This window comes from Streptomyces xantholiticus (assembly GCF_014651015.1).
In the GTDB taxonomy this organism is placed as follows: domain Bacteria; phylum Actinomycetota; class Actinomycetes; order Streptomycetales; family Streptomycetaceae; genus Streptomyces; species Streptomyces xantholiticus.
This window is the reverse complement of sequence record NZ_BMWB01000033.1, coordinates 1-17305: the sequence shown is the minus strand read 5'-3', so window position 1 is coordinate 17305 and position 17305 is coordinate 1. Positions and strand designations below refer to the sequence as shown.

Annotated in this window: 20 protein-coding genes and 1 pseudogene; 11 read left to right on the top strand and 10 right to left on the bottom strand. The window is 70.7% G+C overall.

Annotation, left to right across the window (positions count from 1 at the left end):
• Window positions 1-86: 86 nt before the first annotated feature.
• Window positions 87-1079, top strand: a complete 993-nt coding sequence (locus tag IE198_RS31465; RefSeq protein WP_189892811.1) for a GNAT family N-acetyltransferase — start codon at window positions 87-89, stop codon at window positions 1077-1079.
• A 3-nt stretch (window positions 1080-1082) separates the two neighbouring features.
• Here the strand turns inward: IE198_RS31465 and IE198_RS31460 are convergent, their stop codons facing one another.
• The gene (locus IE198_RS31460) at window positions 1083-1946 is read right to left on the bottom strand and encodes a helix-turn-helix domain-containing protein (RefSeq protein WP_189892809.1); all 864 of its coding nucleotides are present in this window, start codon (window positions 1944-1946) and stop codon (window positions 1083-1085) included.
• A 128-nt stretch (window positions 1947-2074) separates the two neighbouring features.
• On the opposite strand from IE198_RS31460, the gene IE198_RS31455 reads away from it, so the two are divergent.
• The 4 genes from IE198_RS31455 to IE198_RS31440 all read left to right on the top strand — a co-directional run bounded on the left by IE198_RS31455 (window position 2075) and on the right by IE198_RS31440 (window position 4500).
• Window positions 2075-3118 (top strand): NAD(P)-dependent alcohol dehydrogenase, encoded by a 1044-nt coding sequence (locus IE198_RS31455; RefSeq protein WP_189892807.1) that lies wholly within the window; start codon window positions 2075-2077, stop codon window positions 3116-3118.
• A gap of 103 nt (window positions 3119-3221) precedes the next feature.
• Window positions 3222-3569, top strand: coding sequence for a DUF1330 domain-containing protein (locus IE198_RS31450; RefSeq protein ID WP_189892805.1), 348 nt, complete (start codon window positions 3222-3224; stop codon window positions 3567-3569).
• 86 nt (window positions 3570-3655) lie between these two features.
• Window positions 3656-4093 (top strand): PPOX class F420-dependent oxidoreductase, encoded by a 438-nt coding sequence (locus IE198_RS31445; protein ID WP_229834604.1) that lies wholly within the window; start codon window positions 3656-3658, stop codon window positions 4091-4093.
• Between the two features lie 20 nt (window positions 4094-4113).
• Complete coding sequence (locus IE198_RS31440; RefSeq protein WP_189892803.1) at window positions 4114-4500, top strand: helix-turn-helix domain-containing protein; 387 nt, start codon at window positions 4114-4116, stop codon at window positions 4498-4500.
• Window positions 4501-4507: 7 nt separating this feature from the next.
• Here the strand turns inward: IE198_RS31440 and IE198_RS31435 are convergent, their stop codons facing one another.
• Together IE198_RS31435 and IE198_RS31430 are read right to left on the bottom strand one after the other, a co-directional pair.
• The gene (locus IE198_RS31435) at window positions 4508-5110 is read right to left on the bottom strand and encodes a ClpP family protease (protein ID WP_189892801.1); all 603 of its coding nucleotides are present in this window, start codon (window positions 5108-5110) and stop codon (window positions 4508-4510) included.
• Between the two features lies 1 nt (window position 5111).
• Window positions 5112-5768: a ClpP family protease gene (locus tag IE198_RS31430; RefSeq protein ID WP_189892799.1), complete on the bottom strand. Its 657-nt coding sequence runs from the start codon at window positions 5766-5768 to the stop codon at window positions 5112-5114.
• A gap of 331 nt (window positions 5769-6099) precedes the next feature.
• On the opposite strand from IE198_RS31430, the gene IE198_RS31425 reads away from it, so the two are divergent.
• Window positions 6100-6726: an RBBP9/YdeN family alpha/beta hydrolase gene (locus IE198_RS31425; protein ID WP_189892797.1), complete on the top strand. Its 627-nt coding sequence runs from the start codon at window positions 6100-6102 to the stop codon at window positions 6724-6726.
• Between the two features lie 380 nt (window positions 6727-7106).
• On the opposite strand, the gene kilB is transcribed toward IE198_RS31425, so the two are convergent.
• Window positions 7107-7577 (bottom strand): plasmid transfer protein KilB, encoded by a 471-nt coding sequence (kilB, locus tag IE198_RS31420; protein WP_189892795.1) that lies wholly within the window; start codon window positions 7575-7577, stop codon window positions 7107-7109.
• A 231-nt stretch (window positions 7578-7808) separates the two neighbouring features.
• Between kilB and IE198_RS31415 the strand changes: the two are divergent.
• Window positions 7809-8266 (top strand): annotated as a pseudogene (locus IE198_RS31415) (NUDIX domain-containing protein).
• A 14-nt stretch (window positions 8267-8280) separates the two neighbouring features.
• Here IE198_RS31415 and msrA (IE198_RS31410) read toward each other — a convergent pair.
• The 3 genes from msrA (IE198_RS31410) to IE198_RS31400 form a co-directional block, all read right to left on the bottom strand.
• Window positions 8281-8982 carry a peptide-methionine (S)-S-oxide reductase MsrA gene (gene msrA / locus IE198_RS31410; protein ID WP_373300039.1) on the bottom strand — a complete coding sequence of 234 codons (702 nt, stop codon included), beginning with the start codon at window positions 8980-8982 and terminating at the stop codon, window positions 8281-8283.
• 180 nt (window positions 8983-9162) lie between these two features.
• The gene (gene msrA, locus IE198_RS31405; protein WP_189892790.1) at window positions 9163-9834 is read right to left on the bottom strand and encodes a peptide-methionine (S)-S-oxide reductase MsrA; all 672 of its coding nucleotides are present in this window, start codon (window positions 9832-9834) and stop codon (window positions 9163-9165) included.
• A gap of 158 nt (window positions 9835-9992) precedes the next feature.
• Window positions 9993-11096, bottom strand: coding sequence for a hypothetical protein (locus IE198_RS31400; protein WP_189892788.1), 1104 nt, complete (start codon window positions 11094-11096; stop codon window positions 9993-9995).
• Window positions 11097-11167: 71 nt separating this feature from the next.
• Between IE198_RS31400 and IE198_RS31395 the strand changes: the two genes are divergently transcribed.
• A complete protein-coding gene (locus IE198_RS31395; RefSeq protein WP_189892786.1) occupies window positions 11168-12319 on the top strand; it encodes a cystathionine gamma-synthase in 1152 nt (383 codons plus the stop codon).
• 86 nt (window positions 12320-12405) lie between these two features.
• On the opposite strand, the gene IE198_RS31390 is transcribed toward IE198_RS31395, so the two are convergent.
• Genes IE198_RS31390 through IE198_RS31380 form a run of 3 tightly spaced genes read right to left on the bottom strand, consistent with a single transcriptional unit; the run spans window position 12406 to window position 13711 of the window.
• Window positions 12406-12657, bottom strand: coding sequence for a hypothetical protein (locus tag IE198_RS31390; RefSeq protein WP_189892783.1), 252 nt, complete (start codon window positions 12655-12657; stop codon window positions 12406-12408).
• Entirely contained in the window at window positions 12654-13127 is a 474-nt protein-coding gene (locus tag IE198_RS31385; RefSeq protein ID WP_229834602.1) for a sigma factor-like helix-turn-helix DNA-binding protein, read from the bottom strand. The genes IE198_RS31390 and IE198_RS31385 overlap by 4 nt, the downstream gene beginning before the upstream one ends.
• A gap of 32 nt (window positions 13128-13159) precedes the next feature.
• Window positions 13160-13711 (bottom strand): MarR family winged helix-turn-helix transcriptional regulator, encoded by a 552-nt coding sequence (locus tag IE198_RS31380; RefSeq protein WP_189892781.1) that lies wholly within the window; start codon window positions 13709-13711, stop codon window positions 13160-13162.
• 206 nt (window positions 13712-13917) lie between these two features.
• Between IE198_RS31380 and ilvA the strand changes: the two genes are divergently transcribed.
• From ilvA to IE198_RS31365, 3 genes are all read left to right on the top strand, one after another.
• Window positions 13918-15147 (top strand): threonine ammonia-lyase, encoded by a 1230-nt coding sequence (gene ilvA, locus IE198_RS31375; RefSeq protein WP_189892779.1) that lies wholly within the window; start codon window positions 13918-13920, stop codon window positions 15145-15147.
• A 227-nt stretch (window positions 15148-15374) separates the two neighbouring features.
• Window positions 15375-16382 carry an ATP-binding cassette domain-containing protein gene (locus tag IE198_RS31370; RefSeq protein ID WP_189892777.1) on the top strand — a complete coding sequence of 336 codons (1008 nt, stop codon included), beginning with the start codon at window positions 15375-15377 and terminating at the stop codon, window positions 16380-16382.
• Complete coding sequence (locus tag IE198_RS31365; protein ID WP_189892775.1) at window positions 16379-17230, top strand: ABC transporter permease; 852 nt, start codon at window positions 16379-16381, stop codon at window positions 17228-17230. The genes IE198_RS31370 and IE198_RS31365 overlap by 4 nt, the downstream gene beginning before the upstream one ends.
• Window positions 17231-17305 lie beyond the last annotated feature (75 nt).

Here is a 17305-nt window from a genome sequence, read left to right as displayed (position 1 = left end):
CCCCCCACCGCCGTGTTTCCGCACGGGCCGTCGCTCCCGGGCGTAATTCCGAGCAGCCCCGCGGGCGGGGGACGTACGGTCCCGACATGACGATCACCCGCCTCACCGGGCCGCTTTCCGGTTCCGCCGTCGACGCCTGGCACACCGTGGTCCGTGCAGCACACACCCACGACCTGCCCGCGCACGTGCCCCCGCCGGGTCGCGTCGAGACCGACGGCAAACTGCGGATCCCCTCGGTGAACTCGCGGGCCGTCCACCGTGCGGCCGTGGCCGCCGACGGCTCGTACGACGGCGTGGCCACGCTGGTTCTGTTCACCGACGAGAGCAACCGGCACACCGCCTTCCTCGACCAGTTGGCCGTGCACCCGGGAGCCAGGCGACGCGGTGTCGGCAGCCGGCTCTGGGACGCCCTGCGCCGGGAACTCGTCGCGGACGGCCGCACATCGGTCTCCACCGTCCTGGAACTCGACGGCCCGGGCCGGCCGTTCGCCGCCCGCCACGGCTTCGAGAGCGCCCTGCCGCTGGCCTGGTACGTCCAGAACATCCAGGACGCACTCGCCGCCCACCCGATGCTGCCCGACCTGCCCGACGGGTACTCCTACACCCACTGGACCGGGGTCGTACCCGGCGCACTCGCCGACGCCTTCGCCGAGGCCCACAACGCCATGGAGGACGCGCCCATGGGAGACGTGGACCGCAGTGCCCCCCGGTGGGACGCGGCCCGGGTGCGGACGGCGGCCCGGGTGATCGAGGACCGCGGCGGCGTCATCCTCTCCTCGGCGGTACTGCACACCGCGGACGACGTCGACACCGTCGCCGCGTACACCGAACTGGTGCTGCGCGACCCCTCGGACGTCCGGGCCGTGCAGTACGACACGGTCGTCGTGCCCGCCCATCGCGGCCGGGGCCTCGGACGGGCGGTCAAGCGCCACATGATGGGCGTCGTGGCCGCCGAGCGCCCCCGCGTACGGGAGACCGCCACGACCGTCGCCGACGAGAACGGCCCCATGCTCGCCGTCAACGACCGGCTCGGCTACGCCCGCGAGCGGGACATCGGCTACTTCCACGTCAAGCTCTGAGCCTCACACCTCGGCGGCATCGGCCTTCTCGTCCACGCCCCAGCCCGCCAGCAGTCGCAACGACTCCTCGGACCGCGAACCGGGCTCGGCGTGGTAGGTGACCAGGGCCAGATCATGGTCGTCGGGCAGCTTCAGCGTCTCGTACGCGAGCGTCATCTCGCCCACCAGCGGATGGTGCAGCCGCTTGGTGCCATGGCCCTTCTCCTGCACCGTGTGGGCGGCCCACAGCGCCCGGAACTCCTCGCTCTTGACCGACAGCTCGCCCACCAGCGCCGACAGCTGAGGATCGTCCGGGTAGCAGCCGGCGCACAGCCTCAGCACGCTCACCACCTCGACCGCCTTGAACTGCCAGTCGAGGTGGAGATCGTGCGCGCCCGGGTCGAGAAAGACCATGCGTGCCATGTTGCGCTCTTCCGGCGCCATCGCGGCGAAGTCGCCGAGCAGCGCGCGGGCCATCCGGTTCCACGCCAGGACATCCAAGCGGCGGCCCAGGAGGTAGGCGGGCACCGTGTCCAGGGAGTCGAGCAGATGCTGCAGCCCCGGCCGCACCTTCTGCCGGCGCGCCGGCGAATTCCGCTTCTTCTTCGTCTTCGGACCGGCCAGATGCGTCAGATGCGAGTGCTCGGTGTCCGACAGGCGCAGAGCGCGGGCGATCGAGTCCAGCACCTCCGTGGAGACGTTCCGGCCGTTGCCCTGCTCGAGACGTGTGTAATACGCGACGGAGACCCCTGCCAGCTGCGCCAGCTCCTCACGGCGCAGCCCCGGCACGCGGCGAGGGCGGCCGAAATCGGGCAGCCCGACATCCTCCGGCTTGAGCCGGGCCCGCCGGGACCGGAGGAATTCGCTGAGCTCCGCACGCTGGTCCATACCCTCAAGTATTCATCGCCCTCCGCCGACGTCGGAGCGCCCGCCTGACCCTGCCAGTGGTAGGCACAGCAGACGTATGCACAACAGAGGGCTGGGTGGCACGCCACGGCTCCAGCAGGCTCGACGCCATGACCACGAACGTTTCCGCATACGCCGCTCCCGCCGCCAACGCCCCGCTGGAGCGGACCACCGTCCCGCGCCGCGCCGTCGGCGAGCACGACGTTCTCATCGAGATCAAGTTCGCCGGCATCTGTCACTCCGACATCCACCAGGCACGTGACGGCTGGGGAGAGGGCATATTCCCGATGGTGCCCGGCCACGAGATCGCCGGTGTCGTCACCGAAGTGGGCGCGGGCGTCACCAGGTTCACGGCCGGTGACCGGGTCGGGGTCGGCTGCTTCGTCGACTCCTGCCGGGAGTGCGAATACTGCAGGCAGGGCCTGGAGCAGTACTGCACCCAGGGCATGACCGGCACCTACAACGCCCTGGACAGGAACGGGGAGCCCACCTACGGCGGCTACTCCACACACATCGTCGTCGACGAGAACTACACCGTCCGCATCCCCGACGCTCTCGCCCTCGACGAAGCCGCTCCGCTGCTGTGCGCCGGCATCACCCTCTACTCGCCGCTCAGCCACTGGAAGGCCGGCCCCGGCAAGAACGTCGCCGTCGTCGGGCTCGGCGGCCTCGGCCACATGGGCGTGAAGATCGCGCACGCGCTCGGCGCCGAGGTCACCGTGCTCAGCCAGAGCCTGCGCAAGCAGGAGGACGGTCTGAAGCTGGGCGCCGACCACTACTACGCCACCAGCGACCCGAAGACCTTCGAGAAGCTGGCCGGCACCTTCGACCTGATCATCTCGACCGTCTCCGCGCCCCTGGACTTCGGCGCCTACCTCGCCCTGCTGAAGACGGACGGCGCACTCGTCAACGTCGGCGCGCCCGAGGAGCCGATCTCCCTCAACCTGTTCTCGGTCATCGGCGGACGCAAGACCCTCGCCGGATCCATGATCGGTGGGATCGCCGAGACCCAGGAGATGCTCGACTTCTGCGCAGAGCACGGGCTGGGCGCCGAGATCGAGCTGATCAGGGCCGATCAGATCAACGAGGCCTACGAGCGGGTGCTCGCGAGTGATGTGCGCTACCGGTTCGTGATCGACGCGGCCAGCATCTGAACCGAGCGGCACCCGTCGATTACCTCTCGGGTAATCGACGGGTGCCCGCCCTCCGGGCAGCCTCGGGGACATCGCAGCAACCGCTGACGTCCGGGAGGACACCATGACCGCGTACGCCGTCGCCCACCTCCGGCCCGCCGCCCGCCTCGACGACGAGGTCTTCGAGTACATGGAGCGCATCCAGTCGACCTTCGCGCCGTACGGAGGTGCCTTCCTCGTCCACGGCACGACCCCCGAGGTCCTCGAGGGCGAGTGGCCCGGCGGGCTCGTCGTCCTGGGCTTCCCGACGCTGCGCGACGCACGTGACTGGTACGAGTCGGAGGCCTACCAGGAGATCGCCCCGCTGCGCACCCGTCACCTGGCCGGCGACGTGATCCTCGTCGACGGTGTCGCGCCCGGCTACGACGCCTCGCTCACGGCGGCCCGGATGCGGGAGGTGCAGGAGGCGTAGGCGGGAATGTGCGGGGCCGAGCGCAGGGTTGTGAGTGCAACGGACCATCGCCGCAGCTCGATTGGAGCGCAAACATTTCTGCCGTCGTGCTCGACGACGGAGTCCGCGGACTGCTGGACGGCAAGAACTTCGCCACCGTGGCCACCGTCGGTCCCGCCGGCGCACCCCAGACCTCGGTCATGTGGGTCATGCGGGACGGCGACGCACTGCTCATGTCCACCACGGCCCGCCGCCGGAAGGTCCGCAACCCGGAACGCGACGCCCGCGTCAGCGTGTCCGTCCACGACCGTGCGAATCCCTACCGCTCGGCCGAGATCCGTGGCACGGCGGAGCCGCTGCCGGACGACGACAAGCGGCTCCCTCGCGAACTCTCCCGCAAGCACACGGGCCAGGAACCGCCGTCGCAGAAGGACGAAGAGGTGCGGCTGATCGTCCGCGTCACGCCGCAGAAGGCGATCCGCTTCTCCGCGTCGCCGCCCGGGTTTCGCCCCGGGCGCAACCGCGGTTGCTGCACGGGCCGTTGAGACGCTTCTAGTCTGGAGGAGTGAGCAGCGACGAGACGAACCGAGCCCGTGTCGTTCCCTTGCGCCCGGCCGCGACTCCTGCGCCGGACGCCGCCGCGAAGGAGCCCTTGTGGCGGCACGTCGTCGGCGGAGTCCTGCGGCGCGAACGGCTGGCGCAGGAGCGCACCCTCAAGGACGTGGCCGAGGCCGCCAGGATCTCCGTGCCCTACCTCTCCGAGCTTGAGCGCGGCCGCAAGGAGGCCTCCTCCGAGGTCCTCGCGGCCGCCGCGCACGCGCTCGGTTTCGGGCTCGTGGACCTGCTCGCCCTGTCCCACCGCGAGCTCGTCCGCCCGGTCCGCTCCACCACGGCCCGGCTCGGCCGGCCCGCGCGGGCCGCACTCCGCGGCAACGTACGCCTCGCCGCGTGACGGCCGGTCAGACGACCATCGCCCGCCGGCTCAGCACCTCGTCCGCGAGGCCGTACGACACGGCCTCGTGCGCCGTGAACACCTTGTCCCGGTCCATGTCCGCGCGGAGGGCCGCCACGTCGTGACGCGTGTGCCGGGACAGCACATCCTCCACCTGGGACCGGATCCGCAGCATCTCCTTGGCCTGCAGGCTCAGGTCGGAGACCGTGCCCTGCCGGCCGCCGCTCACCGGCTGCCCCAGCAGCACCCGCGCGTGCTCCAGGACGAAACGCCGCCCCGGATCCCCGCCCGCCAGCAGCACCGCCGCCGTCGACGCAGCCTGGCCGACGCAGAACGTCGAGATCGGCGCACGCACGAACGTCATCGTGTCGTAGATGGCCATCAGCGAAGTGAACGAGCCGCCCGGCGAGTTGATGTAGATCGCGATCTCCGTGTCCGGGCCGGACGACTCCAGATGGAGCAGCTGCGCGATGACGACGTTCGCCACATCGTCGTCGATCTCCGTGCCCAGGAAGATGATCCGTTCGGACAGCAGCCGGCTGAACACGTCGTAGGACCGCTCACCCTGGGGGGTGCGCTCGACGACGTTCGGGATCGTGTACCTGCTCATGTCAGCTCCCCAGTCCGATGCGCCGCCGCGGTCCGGCCGGCCGGACGTCCGCCAGCGACTCGACGACGTGGTCGACCATGCCGTACTCCTTGGCCTGCTCGGCCGTGAACCAGCGGTCGCGGTCGCTGTCGCGCGAGATCGTCTCCTCGCTCCGGCCGGTGTGCTCCGCGGTGATCAGCTCGACGGCCTTCTTCGTGAACTCGAGGTTCTCCGCCTGGATCGCGATGTCCGCCGCCGTGCCGCCGATGCCGGCCGACGGCTGGTGCATCATGATCCGCGCGTTCGGCAGCGCGAAGCGTTTGCCGGCCGTCCCGACGGTGAGCAGGAACTGCCCCATGCTCGCGGCGAACCCCATCGCGAGTGTCGACACGTCGTTGGGGATCAGCCGCATCGTGTCGTAGATCGCCAGCCCGGCGGTCACCGACCCGCCCGGACTGTTGATGTAGAGACTGATGTCGCTTTGCGGATCCTCGGCGGACAGCAGCAGCATCTGCGCACACACCCGGTTCGCGGACACCTCGTCGACCTGGGTTCCCAGGAACACGATCCGCTGTGCCAGCAGCTGCGCGGCCAGATGGTCGTCGAACCGCGACGGGGGCGTGTCCCCGTCGGCGGCACGCGGAAGGGGTCCGTACGGGTACGGGGCAAGGGGTGACATCGGGGCCTCCTCGTGGTGGACCACGACGGTGGCCGCCGCGGTCCACCCACTGTCCGCCCGCCCCCGCCGCTCTGTCAGAAACCTCTGCCCGCAGCAGATTCGCCACGGGCAGAGGCCCGCACTCACGCCACCCACACGGCCCCCGGACGCTCCAGCCGCTCACCCCGTTTCCGCAGGCCTGGGCACCGGGTACGGGCGCCACTGCACCTGCGGGCATGCCGGATCGGGGCCGGAGGTTCTTTCGGACGGGCGGTTAGTGCGACCCCGTACGCCATGTCCACGGGCCGGAACGTACTGGACCTGAAGGGGCGCGAACCCCGACGATCACTCCATGACCTCGCCCCAGGCCGCCCTCTCGGCCCTTCCGCCGTCGTTCCTGATCCTCCACGGCTGGCAGAACCGCAGGCCGACGGGCCACTGGCAGCACTGGCTGGCAGACGAACTGACGGCCCGCGGCCACGCCGTCACCTACCCTCAACTCCCCGACCCGGACAGCCCCGACCTCGAGGTGTGGCTGAAGCACCTCCACGACCACCTCGGACCGGAACCGGAGGAGGGACGGCCGGAACGGGTCGTCGTCTGCCACAGTCTGGCCGTCCTGCTGTGGCTGCACGCAGCCGCACGAGGAGGCATACGGGCCGACCGGGTCCTGCTCGTCGCACCCCCGTCCCTCGAGGTGATCGTGGCGCACGAGGAGGTCGCCGGCTTCGCCCCGCTCCAGGTCTCCGGCCCAGAGGTCCGGGCCGCCGCGGCGGTCACACGCCTCGTGGCAGGCGACGACGACCCCTACTGCCCGGGCGGCGCGGCCCGGCACTTCGGCCGCCTCCTGGACCTGGACACCGACGTCATCCCCGGCGGCGCGCACCTCGACCTCGACGCGGGCTACGGCCCCTGGCCCTCGGTCCTGACCTGGTGCCTCACCCCCGGCGAGCCCCTCACGGGCCGCACGGCAGGCTGACCGCCGCCGGCCAAGCGCCACCCGCCGTGCCTGGCCCGGAGAAACCAAGCGGGCGCCGACGTGCGACCGGGTCCAGCGCACCTCGATGGCCGGAGCGCGTCCATGCCGCCCCGCCCGAGAGCTCATGCTGTGGACGTTCCAGCACGGGAAGGTCAGCCAGGTCCGAGCATGATGCGGTCAAGGGTGTCGGCGAGGGTGCTCCCGACGTCGATGACGGTCTCGATGGCTCCGGCAGCGGATCGTCGCGGGACGATCACCCGCCGGTGGACTCGGCGACACCGGTCGGGCAGGAGACGCCCGAGAAGCCCGGCGCACGAGTGTTGCAGGGCGTATGGGACCGGCACGACCGGACGGCAGAACGCCGGCAGTGGTCGACTCAGTCAGCGGTTGTCGGGGCTCAGCAGCGTGGCGGCCGCGGCGATGAAGGCGACGGATGCTTCCTTGGCCGCATGCCGCCGGGCGTCCAGCTCGGCCCGGTCGATGGCCTTGCGCAGCGCGTACGTGGCATCTGCGGCCTGCTGGGCGGGACCGGCCAGCTCGGGGACCAGGATCTGAAGGCGGATGTGGGGAGCGGTGATTGCCGCCCGGGTGTCGTGGGACCTCGTCTGGGCCTCCAACTGGTGCTTGGTGCCTGCCTCGGTCAGGGCCAGACGCTCTCGATGGAACATCGCCGAGCGGTGCGCGTCCAGGGCGGCCGCGAAGTCGGTGACGGCGCCGAGCTGGTCCTGGCGGTGGCTGTCGACGCGCTCCTCGGCGCGTGCGGTGCGTGCCGAACGGTGCTGGAGGAGTCCGGCGGTCAGGGCTCCGGCGAGGGTACCGAGTACGGCAACGATCGAAGGCCATATGGACATCAGGTGTTGGGTCCTCTCGGGCAGTCGGTTTCGGTGGTGAGGCCGGCGGACAGCGAGGTACGCGGCAGCGCCTTCGGTGGCGGGGTTACGCCTGCGGCGCTCCGGACCTACCCTGGCGGTCCTTTTGCGGCGGGGGTCGGAGATCAGGAGTCCGGGGCCGTGATCACTTACTCAGAGCCGACCAGCACGAGAGGCAAGTACCGGCGCGCTCCCAAAACCCCCGTCCCAACCATCTTCTGGGTAGCGCGCTGCCGAAGGCTGCTCCGTACGGATCGCTGTGGGCGCCGCCGCACCGACGAGCAGGGGCGCATCCTGCTCCAGCGCCGACGCGACAACGACCTGTGGGCACTGCCGGGCGGCGGCATGGAGATGACCGACTCCCTCCCCGGCACGGCAGTGCGGGAGGTCAAGGAGGAGACGGGACTCGACGTGGAGATCACCGGGCTGGTCGGTACCTACACCGATCCCCGACACGTGATCGCCTGCACGGACGGGGAGGTGCGCCGAGAGTTCAACGTGTGCGTCACAGCCCGTGTGAGTGGTGGGCAACTCGAGATCTCGCACGAGTCCACCGAGCCGAGCTGAGGTTCATCGACCCGGACGATGTCGCTGATCTCCCCATGCACCACACTCAGCGACTTCCCATCCGGCACTTCCTGGAAGACCGGGAACGGCCCTACCTGGGCTGACGGCCGCTTTGGAGTCAGTCCTCCGCAGGCGCGTTCCCGGTCGGGCGGGAGCGTTCCCCGTTCGTTTCCGATGGGGCACTCAGCTTGACGCCCGTCCCGCCGAGCCCGCAGTAGCCCGACGGGTTCCGGTCCAGATACTGCTGGTGGTACGCCCGTGCCGGGTAGAACGGATGCTCGTCGGCCGGGAGAACCTCCGTGGTGATCCGGCCGTGTCCCGAGAGGGACAGGGCCTTCTGGTACGTGTCGCGGGACGCCTCCGCCGCGGCGGCCTGGCCGGGGGAGTGAGTGAACAGGACCGACCTGACGTGGGTGCCGACGTCGTTGCCCTGGCGGAAGCCCTGGGTGGGGTCGTGCGACTCCCAGAAGAGTTTCAGCAGGTCGTAGTAGGACACCTTCGCCGGGTCGAACACCACGCGTACGGTCTCCGCGTGCCCGGTCAGCCCGGTCCGTATCTCGTCGTCGACCGGGTTCGGGGTGAAGCCGCCCTGGAAGCCGGTCACGGTGGTCCAGACCCCCGCCGTCTGCCAGAACCTGCGCTCGGCGCCCCAGAAGCAGCCGAGGGCGAAGTCGCCGACCTCGAGCCCCTGGGGCCGGGGTCCTTGCAGCGGGGTCCCCAGAACGGCATGCCGCTCCGGTATCTCGTACGCGGGCGCGGGGCGACCCGGAGGCGCCTCGTCGGGGGTGGGCAGACGCAGATCCCGGCCTCTGGCGAACAGCATGGAGGTCCCCTTTTTGTTCCCGGTGCGCGTTCTCGGTCCCGTCATTGTCCCGGCGCCGGCCGCCGGGGCACACCCACGGACCGGCCGACCTTGCAACGGCGGACGATCACACAACACCCGCTGCCGGCCCCTCAGTTCTTCGGGACCGGCGTGGTGGGTGCGAGGGGTGCGAGGTCCTCAGGCATCCGCCGGCGGGGCCTTCGCCACACCGATCGGGCAGCTCACGCCCGTCCCGCCGATGCCGCAGTAACCTGCCGGGTTCTTGTCGAGGTACTGCTGGTGGTAGGCCTCGGCCGGGTAGAAGGGGCGGCCGTCCGCCGGGAGGATCTCCGTGGTGATCGTGCCGTAGCCCGAGCCGGTCAGGACCTTCTGGTAGGCGTCGCGGGACGACTTCGCCGCCGCGGCCTGGGCGGGGGAGTGGCTGTAGACGCCGGAGCGGTACTGGGTGCCGACGTCGTTGCCCTGGCGGAAGCCCTGGGTCGGGTTGTGTGACTCCCAGAAGAGCTTCAGCAGCGATTCGTACGAGACGATGGACGGGTCGAAGACGACGCGGACCGCTTCCGTGTGGCCGGTCAGGCCCGAGCAGGCCTCTTCGTACGTCGGGTTCTCGGTGTAGCCGCCCTGGTAGCCGACAAGGGTCGTCCACACGCCCGGCGTCTGCCAGAACTTGCGCTCCGCGCCCCAGAAGCAGCCCAGTGCGAAGTCCGCCGTCTCCAGGTGCTCGGGGTAGGGGCCGAGCAGGGGGTTGCCGAGGACGGTGTGGCGGTCGGGGACCGTGAAGGTCGGCTCCGGGCGGCCCTTGAGGGCCTGCTCGGGGGTGGGCAGCACGGGTGTACGGCCGAAGAGCATGGCTGGATCTCCTTCACGGTGACGGCACCGGGAACAACGTCCCGGTGCCGTCCGGAATTCCTCGGCGGCGCCGTGCATCGGCTCGGTGCACGCACAGCGGCGCTGTCGACACGCGCCGGCTCGGTGCACGCGCACCGGCTCGGTGCACGCGCACCGGTTCAGTGCGGCAGCGTCGCCGGACTGCCGCCGTTCGCCTCGTAGCCGGCGACCGCCAGGGCACGGTAGACCGCGTACGCCGCGGCCGGGTCGGGCTCGGTCGTCCAGGGGAGCGCCCCGACGTGGCCGTCGACCCGTACGAGCTGGTGCATCGCCTCGGCCCAGCGCTCGGAGTTCACCAGGAAGACGATGAGCAGGTGGCGTACGTGCGCGAGCATCGGGTCGTCGGAGCGGGCGGAGTGCACCGCGTACAGCGCCCCCTCCATGGCCTTGGTGACCACCGCGCTCTGCCAGAAGGAGTTCACGAGGTTCACTTCGGGCAGGTGCTCGTAGACGGCGAAGAGCGGGAGGGCGGCCAGCAGCGATCCCTGCGGGGCGCGGGCCGCGGCGGTGGTGGCGAAGTGGTCGGCCTCCTCGCGGGAGCCGTGCCACTTCTCGCACAGGTGGTGCAGCGCGGCCAGGTGGGCGCCCATGTGATTCGGCGCGCGGTCGATGACCTTGGCCCACAGCTGGTCGAACTGCTCATGGGTGTGGCCCAGTCCGCGGGCGACGGCCAGCTCCGTGATGTACGGGACGGGGTCGCCCGGGGCGAGGAGCGCGGCCTCGCCGCAGACCTTCCCGGCCTCCTCGAGGATGATCCGGAACTCGTCCGAGCCCGGGGTGGAGGTGCGCCACGCCTGCTGGACGAGGAACTCGGCGTGCACCTGCGCCGCGCCCGCGTCCTTCGGTGCCTCGGAGCGCCAGTTGCGCAGCCATGCGCCGCCGACGCCGGGCTGCTGGGCGAGTTCGAGGGAGGCGGCGCCGGCGAATGCCTGGACGCGCTGCCAGCGCTGCTCGCCCTCCTTGGGCGTGCCGGCGAGCAGCTGCGCGGCGGCCTTCCACTCCTGGGTGCGCTGGACGACTTCCAGTACGTCGACGAGGTCCTGGTCCGGTCCGGGTGTCCGGACGTCCAGCATTTCCTGGCGTACGAAGCCGTACGTTTCCGGGTCGGCGGCGTCCGGCGCACCGGGCTGGGCGAGCTGGACGCGGTTGCGGCGGCTTCGTATGAAGGGGCCGATGACCACGACCAGCATGCACAGTGCGATCAGGAACCAGAGAATCTCCATGCCCCCCATTGTCCCGGACGCATGCGGTGGGGGGCCACGACCGTCCTCGTCCGGGACTACGCTCTGGCCTCATGAGCGACCATGGCTTGCACAGCTTCGAGACCCGCGCCATCCATGCGGGCAACACGGCGGATCCGCAGACGGGCGCGGTCGTCCCGCCGATCTACCAGGTGTCCACCTACAAGCAGGACGGCGTGGGCGGTCTGCGCGGTGGTTACGAGTACAGCCGCAGCGCCAATCCCACGCGCACCGCGCTGGAGGAGAACCTTGCCGCCATCGAGGGCGGCCGGCGGGGCCTTGCCTTCGCGTCCGGGCTCGCGGCGGAGGACTGCCTGCTGCGTACGCTGCTGCGTCCCGGCGACCATGTGGTGATTCCGAACGACGCGTACGGCGGCACGTTCCGGCTCTTCGCCAAGGTGGTCGAGCGGTGGGGTGTGGACTTCTCCGTGGCGAACACCTCCGATCCGGCGGCGGTGCGTGGATCGGTCACCGACCGTACGAAGGTGATCTGGGTCGAGACGCCGTCGAACCCGCTGCTCGGCATCACCGACATCGCCGCGGTCGCGGACATCGCGCGCACGGCGGGCGCGAAGCTCGTCGTCGACAACACTTTTGCCAGCCCGTATCTGCAGCAGCCGATCTCGCTCGGCGCGGACGTCGTCGTGCACTCGCTGACGAAGTACATGGGCGGCCACTCGGACGTCGTGGGCGGCGGGTTGATCGCCGCGGACGCCGATCTGGGTGAGGAGCTGGCGTACCACCAGAACGCGATGGGCGCGGTCGCCGGGCCGTTCGACGCGTGGCTGGTGCTGCGGGGCATCAAGACGCTGCCGGTCCGCATGGACCGGCACAGCGAGAACGCGGCGCGGGTCGCGGAGATGCTGACGCGGCATCCGAAGGTCGTCGAGGTCCTGTACCCGGGGCTGCCGGAGCACCCCGGGCACGAGGTCGCGGCGAAGCAGATGCGGGCGTTCGGCGGCATGGTCTCGTTCCGTGTCCAGGGCGGCGAGCAGGCGGCGGTCGAGGTCTGCAACCGGGCGAAGCTCTTCACGCTGGGTGAGTCGCTGGGCGGGGTGGAGTCGCTGATCGAGCACCCGGGCCGGATGACGCACGCGTCGGTCGTGGGTTCCGCGCTGGAGGTGCCGGCGGATCTGGTCCGGCTGTCCGTGGGCATCGAGGCGGCCGACGATCTGCTGGCGGATCTGCAGCAGGCTCTGGGCTGACAACTGCCCCACGTCCCGTCGGGTGCCCGGCGCGAGCCGGGGACCCGACGGCGGGACGGACCCGATGCGTGGGACCGACGCGACGGTCACCAGCCTTCGAGCGGCGGTGTGGTGTTCGACGGGGGCACTGCCCAGGGCTCGGTCACCGTCGCCCACACCGTGCACGCGATCACGGCGGCGACCAGCAGCAGGAGCCACGCCCGGCGCGCGATCCGGTGGCGGCGCAGCAGCCGTGCACCGATCGCGGCCGCGCGGGGGCCGAGGTCGGCGGGGACGACCGGGTGCGGGCCGTCCATCAGCCGCCGGACCTCGTCCTCCTTGCGCTCGGGGCCGTTCACGACGCCGCCCGAAGCACGGCCGGGCGGTGGGTGCGCGGGGCGCTGCGCATGGTGGAGACGGCCCGGCTGCAGATGGCCCGCACCCGGTCCGCCGGTAGCCCGATGATCGCCGCCGTCTGCTCCTCGGCGACGCCTTCGTGGAGGCGCAGCACGAGGATCAGGCGTTCCTGAGGGGAGAGGCGGTCCAGGACCCCGCCGCGCACCCGGTGGTAGCGCCAGGCGCTGCGGGCGAAGCGGGCGGCCAGTTCCTCGCGGGTGCGGTTGTACGGGTCTTCGTCGCGCCGCCGGTCCCAGTCCGCGTACGTACGGGCCAGGACGCCGGTCAGCAGCCGCTGGGCGTGCGGGTTGTCGGTGGCGGGCTCGGCGGTGAGCAGCGTCGCGGCGTGCAGCAGCCGGCCTGCCGCGCCCGCCACGAAGGCCTCGAACTCATGGGCACGGCGGCGGTCCATGGCCGAATTCCGCTCGCTCACGTCCTCATATAGGGCCAGATGACGGCCGTGGGTCAAGAGGTCTGCGGCGTATCGCCCTCACCGGCCGCAAGGCCCGCGGCCCTGGCGGAGAGGGAGTTGTTGAAGCGGGTGAGCAGAGTGCAGAACGATTCGCGCTCGCTCTCCGTCCAGCCGTCCGTGACCTGTGCCATCAGTTCCCGGCGCGAGTCCCGGACCTCTTCGAGCCTGGCGAGGCCGCGCGGGGACAGCTGGAGCACGACGGCGCGGCCGTCCTCCGGGTGCGAGGTGCGTTTGACCAGGCCTGTGTCGACGAGCGGCGCGACCTGCCTGGTCACGGTCGAGGAGTCGATGCCCATTCCTGCGGCGAGCGCCTTGACGCCCATCGGGCCTTCGAGGTCGAGGCGGTTGAGCAGCAGGTACGCGGCGCGGTCCATCGAGTTGCGGACCTGGCCGACTCCACCGAGCCGGGTCTGTTCCGCACGGCGGGCGAAGAGGGCCACCTGGTGCTGGAGGACATCGAGGAGACCGGGGCCGCCGGGCGGTTCGGAGGTGGGGTTCCCCCGAGAGGCAGACGCAGTGGTCGTCATGTCCTGAGAAGTGGGCATGGCTGCGGGGGCTCTCTTGTGCGGTGGTCGGTTGGTGGGGGACACAGTACGCGGCCCCGGGGCCGTGCGTACCTGCGCTGCACAATCCGGTACGGCCCCTGTCCCGGCCGTGTGCGGGAGGGAGCGTCCTGGGGGCGTACCACGGGCCGGGGCCCGGGATGCGGACGGTACGGCTCCGGCGCGTCCGAACTGCCAGACTTGGCAGCATGAGTTTCCGTACGCCCGAGATCCTTCCTTCCGTGATCCTCGACGACATCCGGGGCGCGCAGAAGATGCTGTCCGGCGTCGCCAGAGTCACGCCGATGGAGGGCAGCAGGCACCTGTCGCAGCTGGTGGGGGCGCCGGTCCACCTCAAGTGCGAGAACCTGCAGCGCACCGGGTCGTTCAAGCTGAGGGGCGCGTACGTGCGGATCGCCGGCCTGCGGCCCGAGGAGCGGGCCGCAGGCGTCGTCGCCGCGTCCGCGGGCAACCACGCGCAGGGCGTGGCGCTGGCCTCGTCGCTGCTGGGTGTGCGGTCCACGGTCTTCATGCCGGTCGGCGCCCCGCTGCCGAAGGTGGCCGCGACCAGGGAGTACGGGGCCGATGTCCGGCTGCAGGGGCAGGTGGTGGACGAGACGCTGGCCGCTGCGGAGGACTACGCGCGCGAGACGGGCGCGGTCCTCATCCACCCCTTCGACCACCCCGACATCATCGCCGGGCAGGGCACGGTGGGCCTGGAGATCCTCGAGCAGTGCCCCCAGGTGCGGACGATCCTCGTCGGGATCGGCGGCGGCGGTCTGGCGGCGGGCATCGCGGTCGCGGTGAAGACGCTGCGTCCCGATGTGAAGGTGATCGGTGTGCAGGCCGAGGGCGCGGCCGCGTATCCGCCCTCGCTGGCCGCCGGGCGTCCGGTGTCGATCCTTCAGCCGTCGACGATGGCGGACGGCATCAAGGTGGGGCGTCCCGGTGACGTGCCCTTCAAAATCATTGGCGATCTGGTGGAGGAGGTCCGTACGGTCTCCGAGGACGCGCTCTCCAGTGCGCTGCTGCTCTGTCTCGAGCGGGCCAAGATGGTGGTCGAGCCGGCCGGGGCGAGCACGGTGGCGGCGCTGTTGAGCGATCCGAGGTCTTTCGAGGGCCCGGTTGTCGCCCTGTTGTCGGGCGGCAATGTGGACCCGCTGCTGATGCAGCGCATCCTGCGGCACGGCATGGCCGCAGCGGGGCGGTACCTGTCGCTGCGGCTGCGTCTGACGGACCGGCCGGGTGCGCTCGCCGGTCTACTGGGGCTGTTGTCAGTGGCGGATGCCAATGTTCTCGATGTGAGTCATGTACGGACCGATCCACGGCTCGGGCTCACGGAGGTGGAGGTGGAGCTGCACCTGGAGACCAAGGGGCCCGAGCACTGCGAGGAGGTCGCGGCGACGCTGCGCGCCGAGGGTTACACGGTGATGGGCTGAGTGCTCCTGCGGGGCGGTCGCGGTGGTTTCCGCGCGCTTTCGCTGTGCGGAGGACCGGCCCAGATGTCGCGACACCCTTTGTGACGGCTGACGCGACACATCTTGAGTGACGCGATATATCGCGTTACTGTGGGGGGCCCTGCCATGTTCCCGCCATGCGCGCGGGGGGCTGGACGAACTGCGCCTTCCGCACCGAACACCCATCCTCTTCAACTTGGGAGACCCCTATGCCAGGCGCCATCTACGCCGAAGGTCTGGTGAAGACCTTCGGCGATGTAAGGGCACTGGACGGCGTCGATCTCGACGTCCCCGAAGGTACGGTCCTGGGACTTCTCGGCCCCAACGGCGCCGGCAAGACCACCACCGTGCGCGTGCTGACCACCCTGCTCCAGCCCGACAGCGGCTCCGCCGTCGTCGCCGGCATCGACGTCCTCAAGCACCCCAACGAGGTGCGCAGGTCCATCGGCCTGTCCGGTCAGTTCGCCGCCGTCGACGAGTATCTGACCGGCCGGGAGAACCTCCAGATGGTCGGGCAGCTCTACCAGCTGAGCGCCCGCGACGCGAAGGCCCGGGCGCTGCAGCTCCTCGAGCGCTTCAATCTGGCCGAGGCCGCCGACCGCCCCGCCAAGACGTACTCCGGTGGTATGCGCCGCAGGCTCGACCTGGCGGCGGCCCTGGTCGTCTCGCCGCCCGTGATGTTCATGGACGAGCCCACGACCGGTCTCGACCCGCGCAACCGGCAGCAGCTGTGGGAGGTCATCCAGGAACTCGTCGGCGGCGGTACGACACTGCTGCTGACCACGCAGTATCTGGAGGAGGCCGACCACCTGGCCGACGACATATGCGTCGTCGACCACGGCAAGGTCATCGCCCGCGGCACCGCCGACCAGCTCAAGGCCCGCACCGGCGGCGAGCGCGTCGAGGTCGTCGTGCACGAGCCCGAGCAGATCACCGCCGCGCGCGAGGTGCTCGCCTCCTACGGCAAGGGCGAGGTCGCCGTCGCCGAGCACACCCGCAAGCTCACCGTCCCGGTCACCGGCGGCGCCAAGCTGCTCGCCGAGGTCATCCGCGACCTCGACACCCGTGGCGTGGAGATCGACGACATCGGCCTGCGCCGCCCCACTCTCGACGACGTCTTCATCTCGCTGACCGGCCACGTGGCGGAGGCGGCGGACGAGGGCAACGGCGAGGGTGACGGCGCCGACCGGGCGCCCAGGAAGGAGACGGTGAAGTGAGCACCCAGGTGGAAGCAGCCCCGATCGCGGCGCCCAGGCCGCGCGGCGGCATCGGACAGTCGGTGAACGACTCGCTCGTCGTCGCCAAGCGCAACCTGATCCGGATGACCCGGATCCCCGAGATGATCATCTTCGGCATGATCCAGCCGGTCATGTTCGTGGTGCTCTTCAGTTATGTCTTCGGCGGCTCCATGCAGATCGGGAACTCCACCGCCCCGGAGGTGTACCGCGAGTTCCTGATGGCCGGCATCTTCGCCCAGACCGTGACCTTCGCCACGGCGGGCGCCGGCGCGGGCATCGCCGACGACATGCACAAGGGCCTCATCGACCGGTTCCGCTCGCTGCCCATGGCACGCGGCGCGGTACTCACCGGCCGTACGCTCGCCGACCTCGTACAGACGGCGCTCACCGTCGTCGTGCTCGTCGTCGTCGCCCTGCTGGTGGGCTGGCGGATCCACGAGGGCATCCCCAAGGCACTGGGCGCCTTCGCCCTCCTGCTCCTGCTCGGCTATGCCTTCTCGTGGATCGGCGCGCTCATCGGCCTGTCCGTGCGTACGCCGGAAGCGGCCACCTCCGGCGGTCTGATCTGGCTCTTCCCGGTCACGTTCATCTCGAACGCGTTCGTGGACTCCAGCAACCTCACGCCCTGGCTCCGGCACATCGCCGAGTGGAACCCGTTCAGCGCGACCGTCCAGGCCTGCCGCGAGCTGTTCGGCAACCCGGGCGTCTCTGCGTCGGACGCCTGGCCGATGGAGCACCCCGTGCTGGCATCGGTCATCTGGTCGGTACTGATCATCGCCGCCTTCCGTACGCTCGCGGTCCGCAAGTACCGCTCCGCGACGGCCTGACCCACGGCGAAGGGGCCGGAGCCGTCCCTTAGGTTCTAGTGGTCGTCGCAACACCCCAGTTCAAGGGGTGCGATG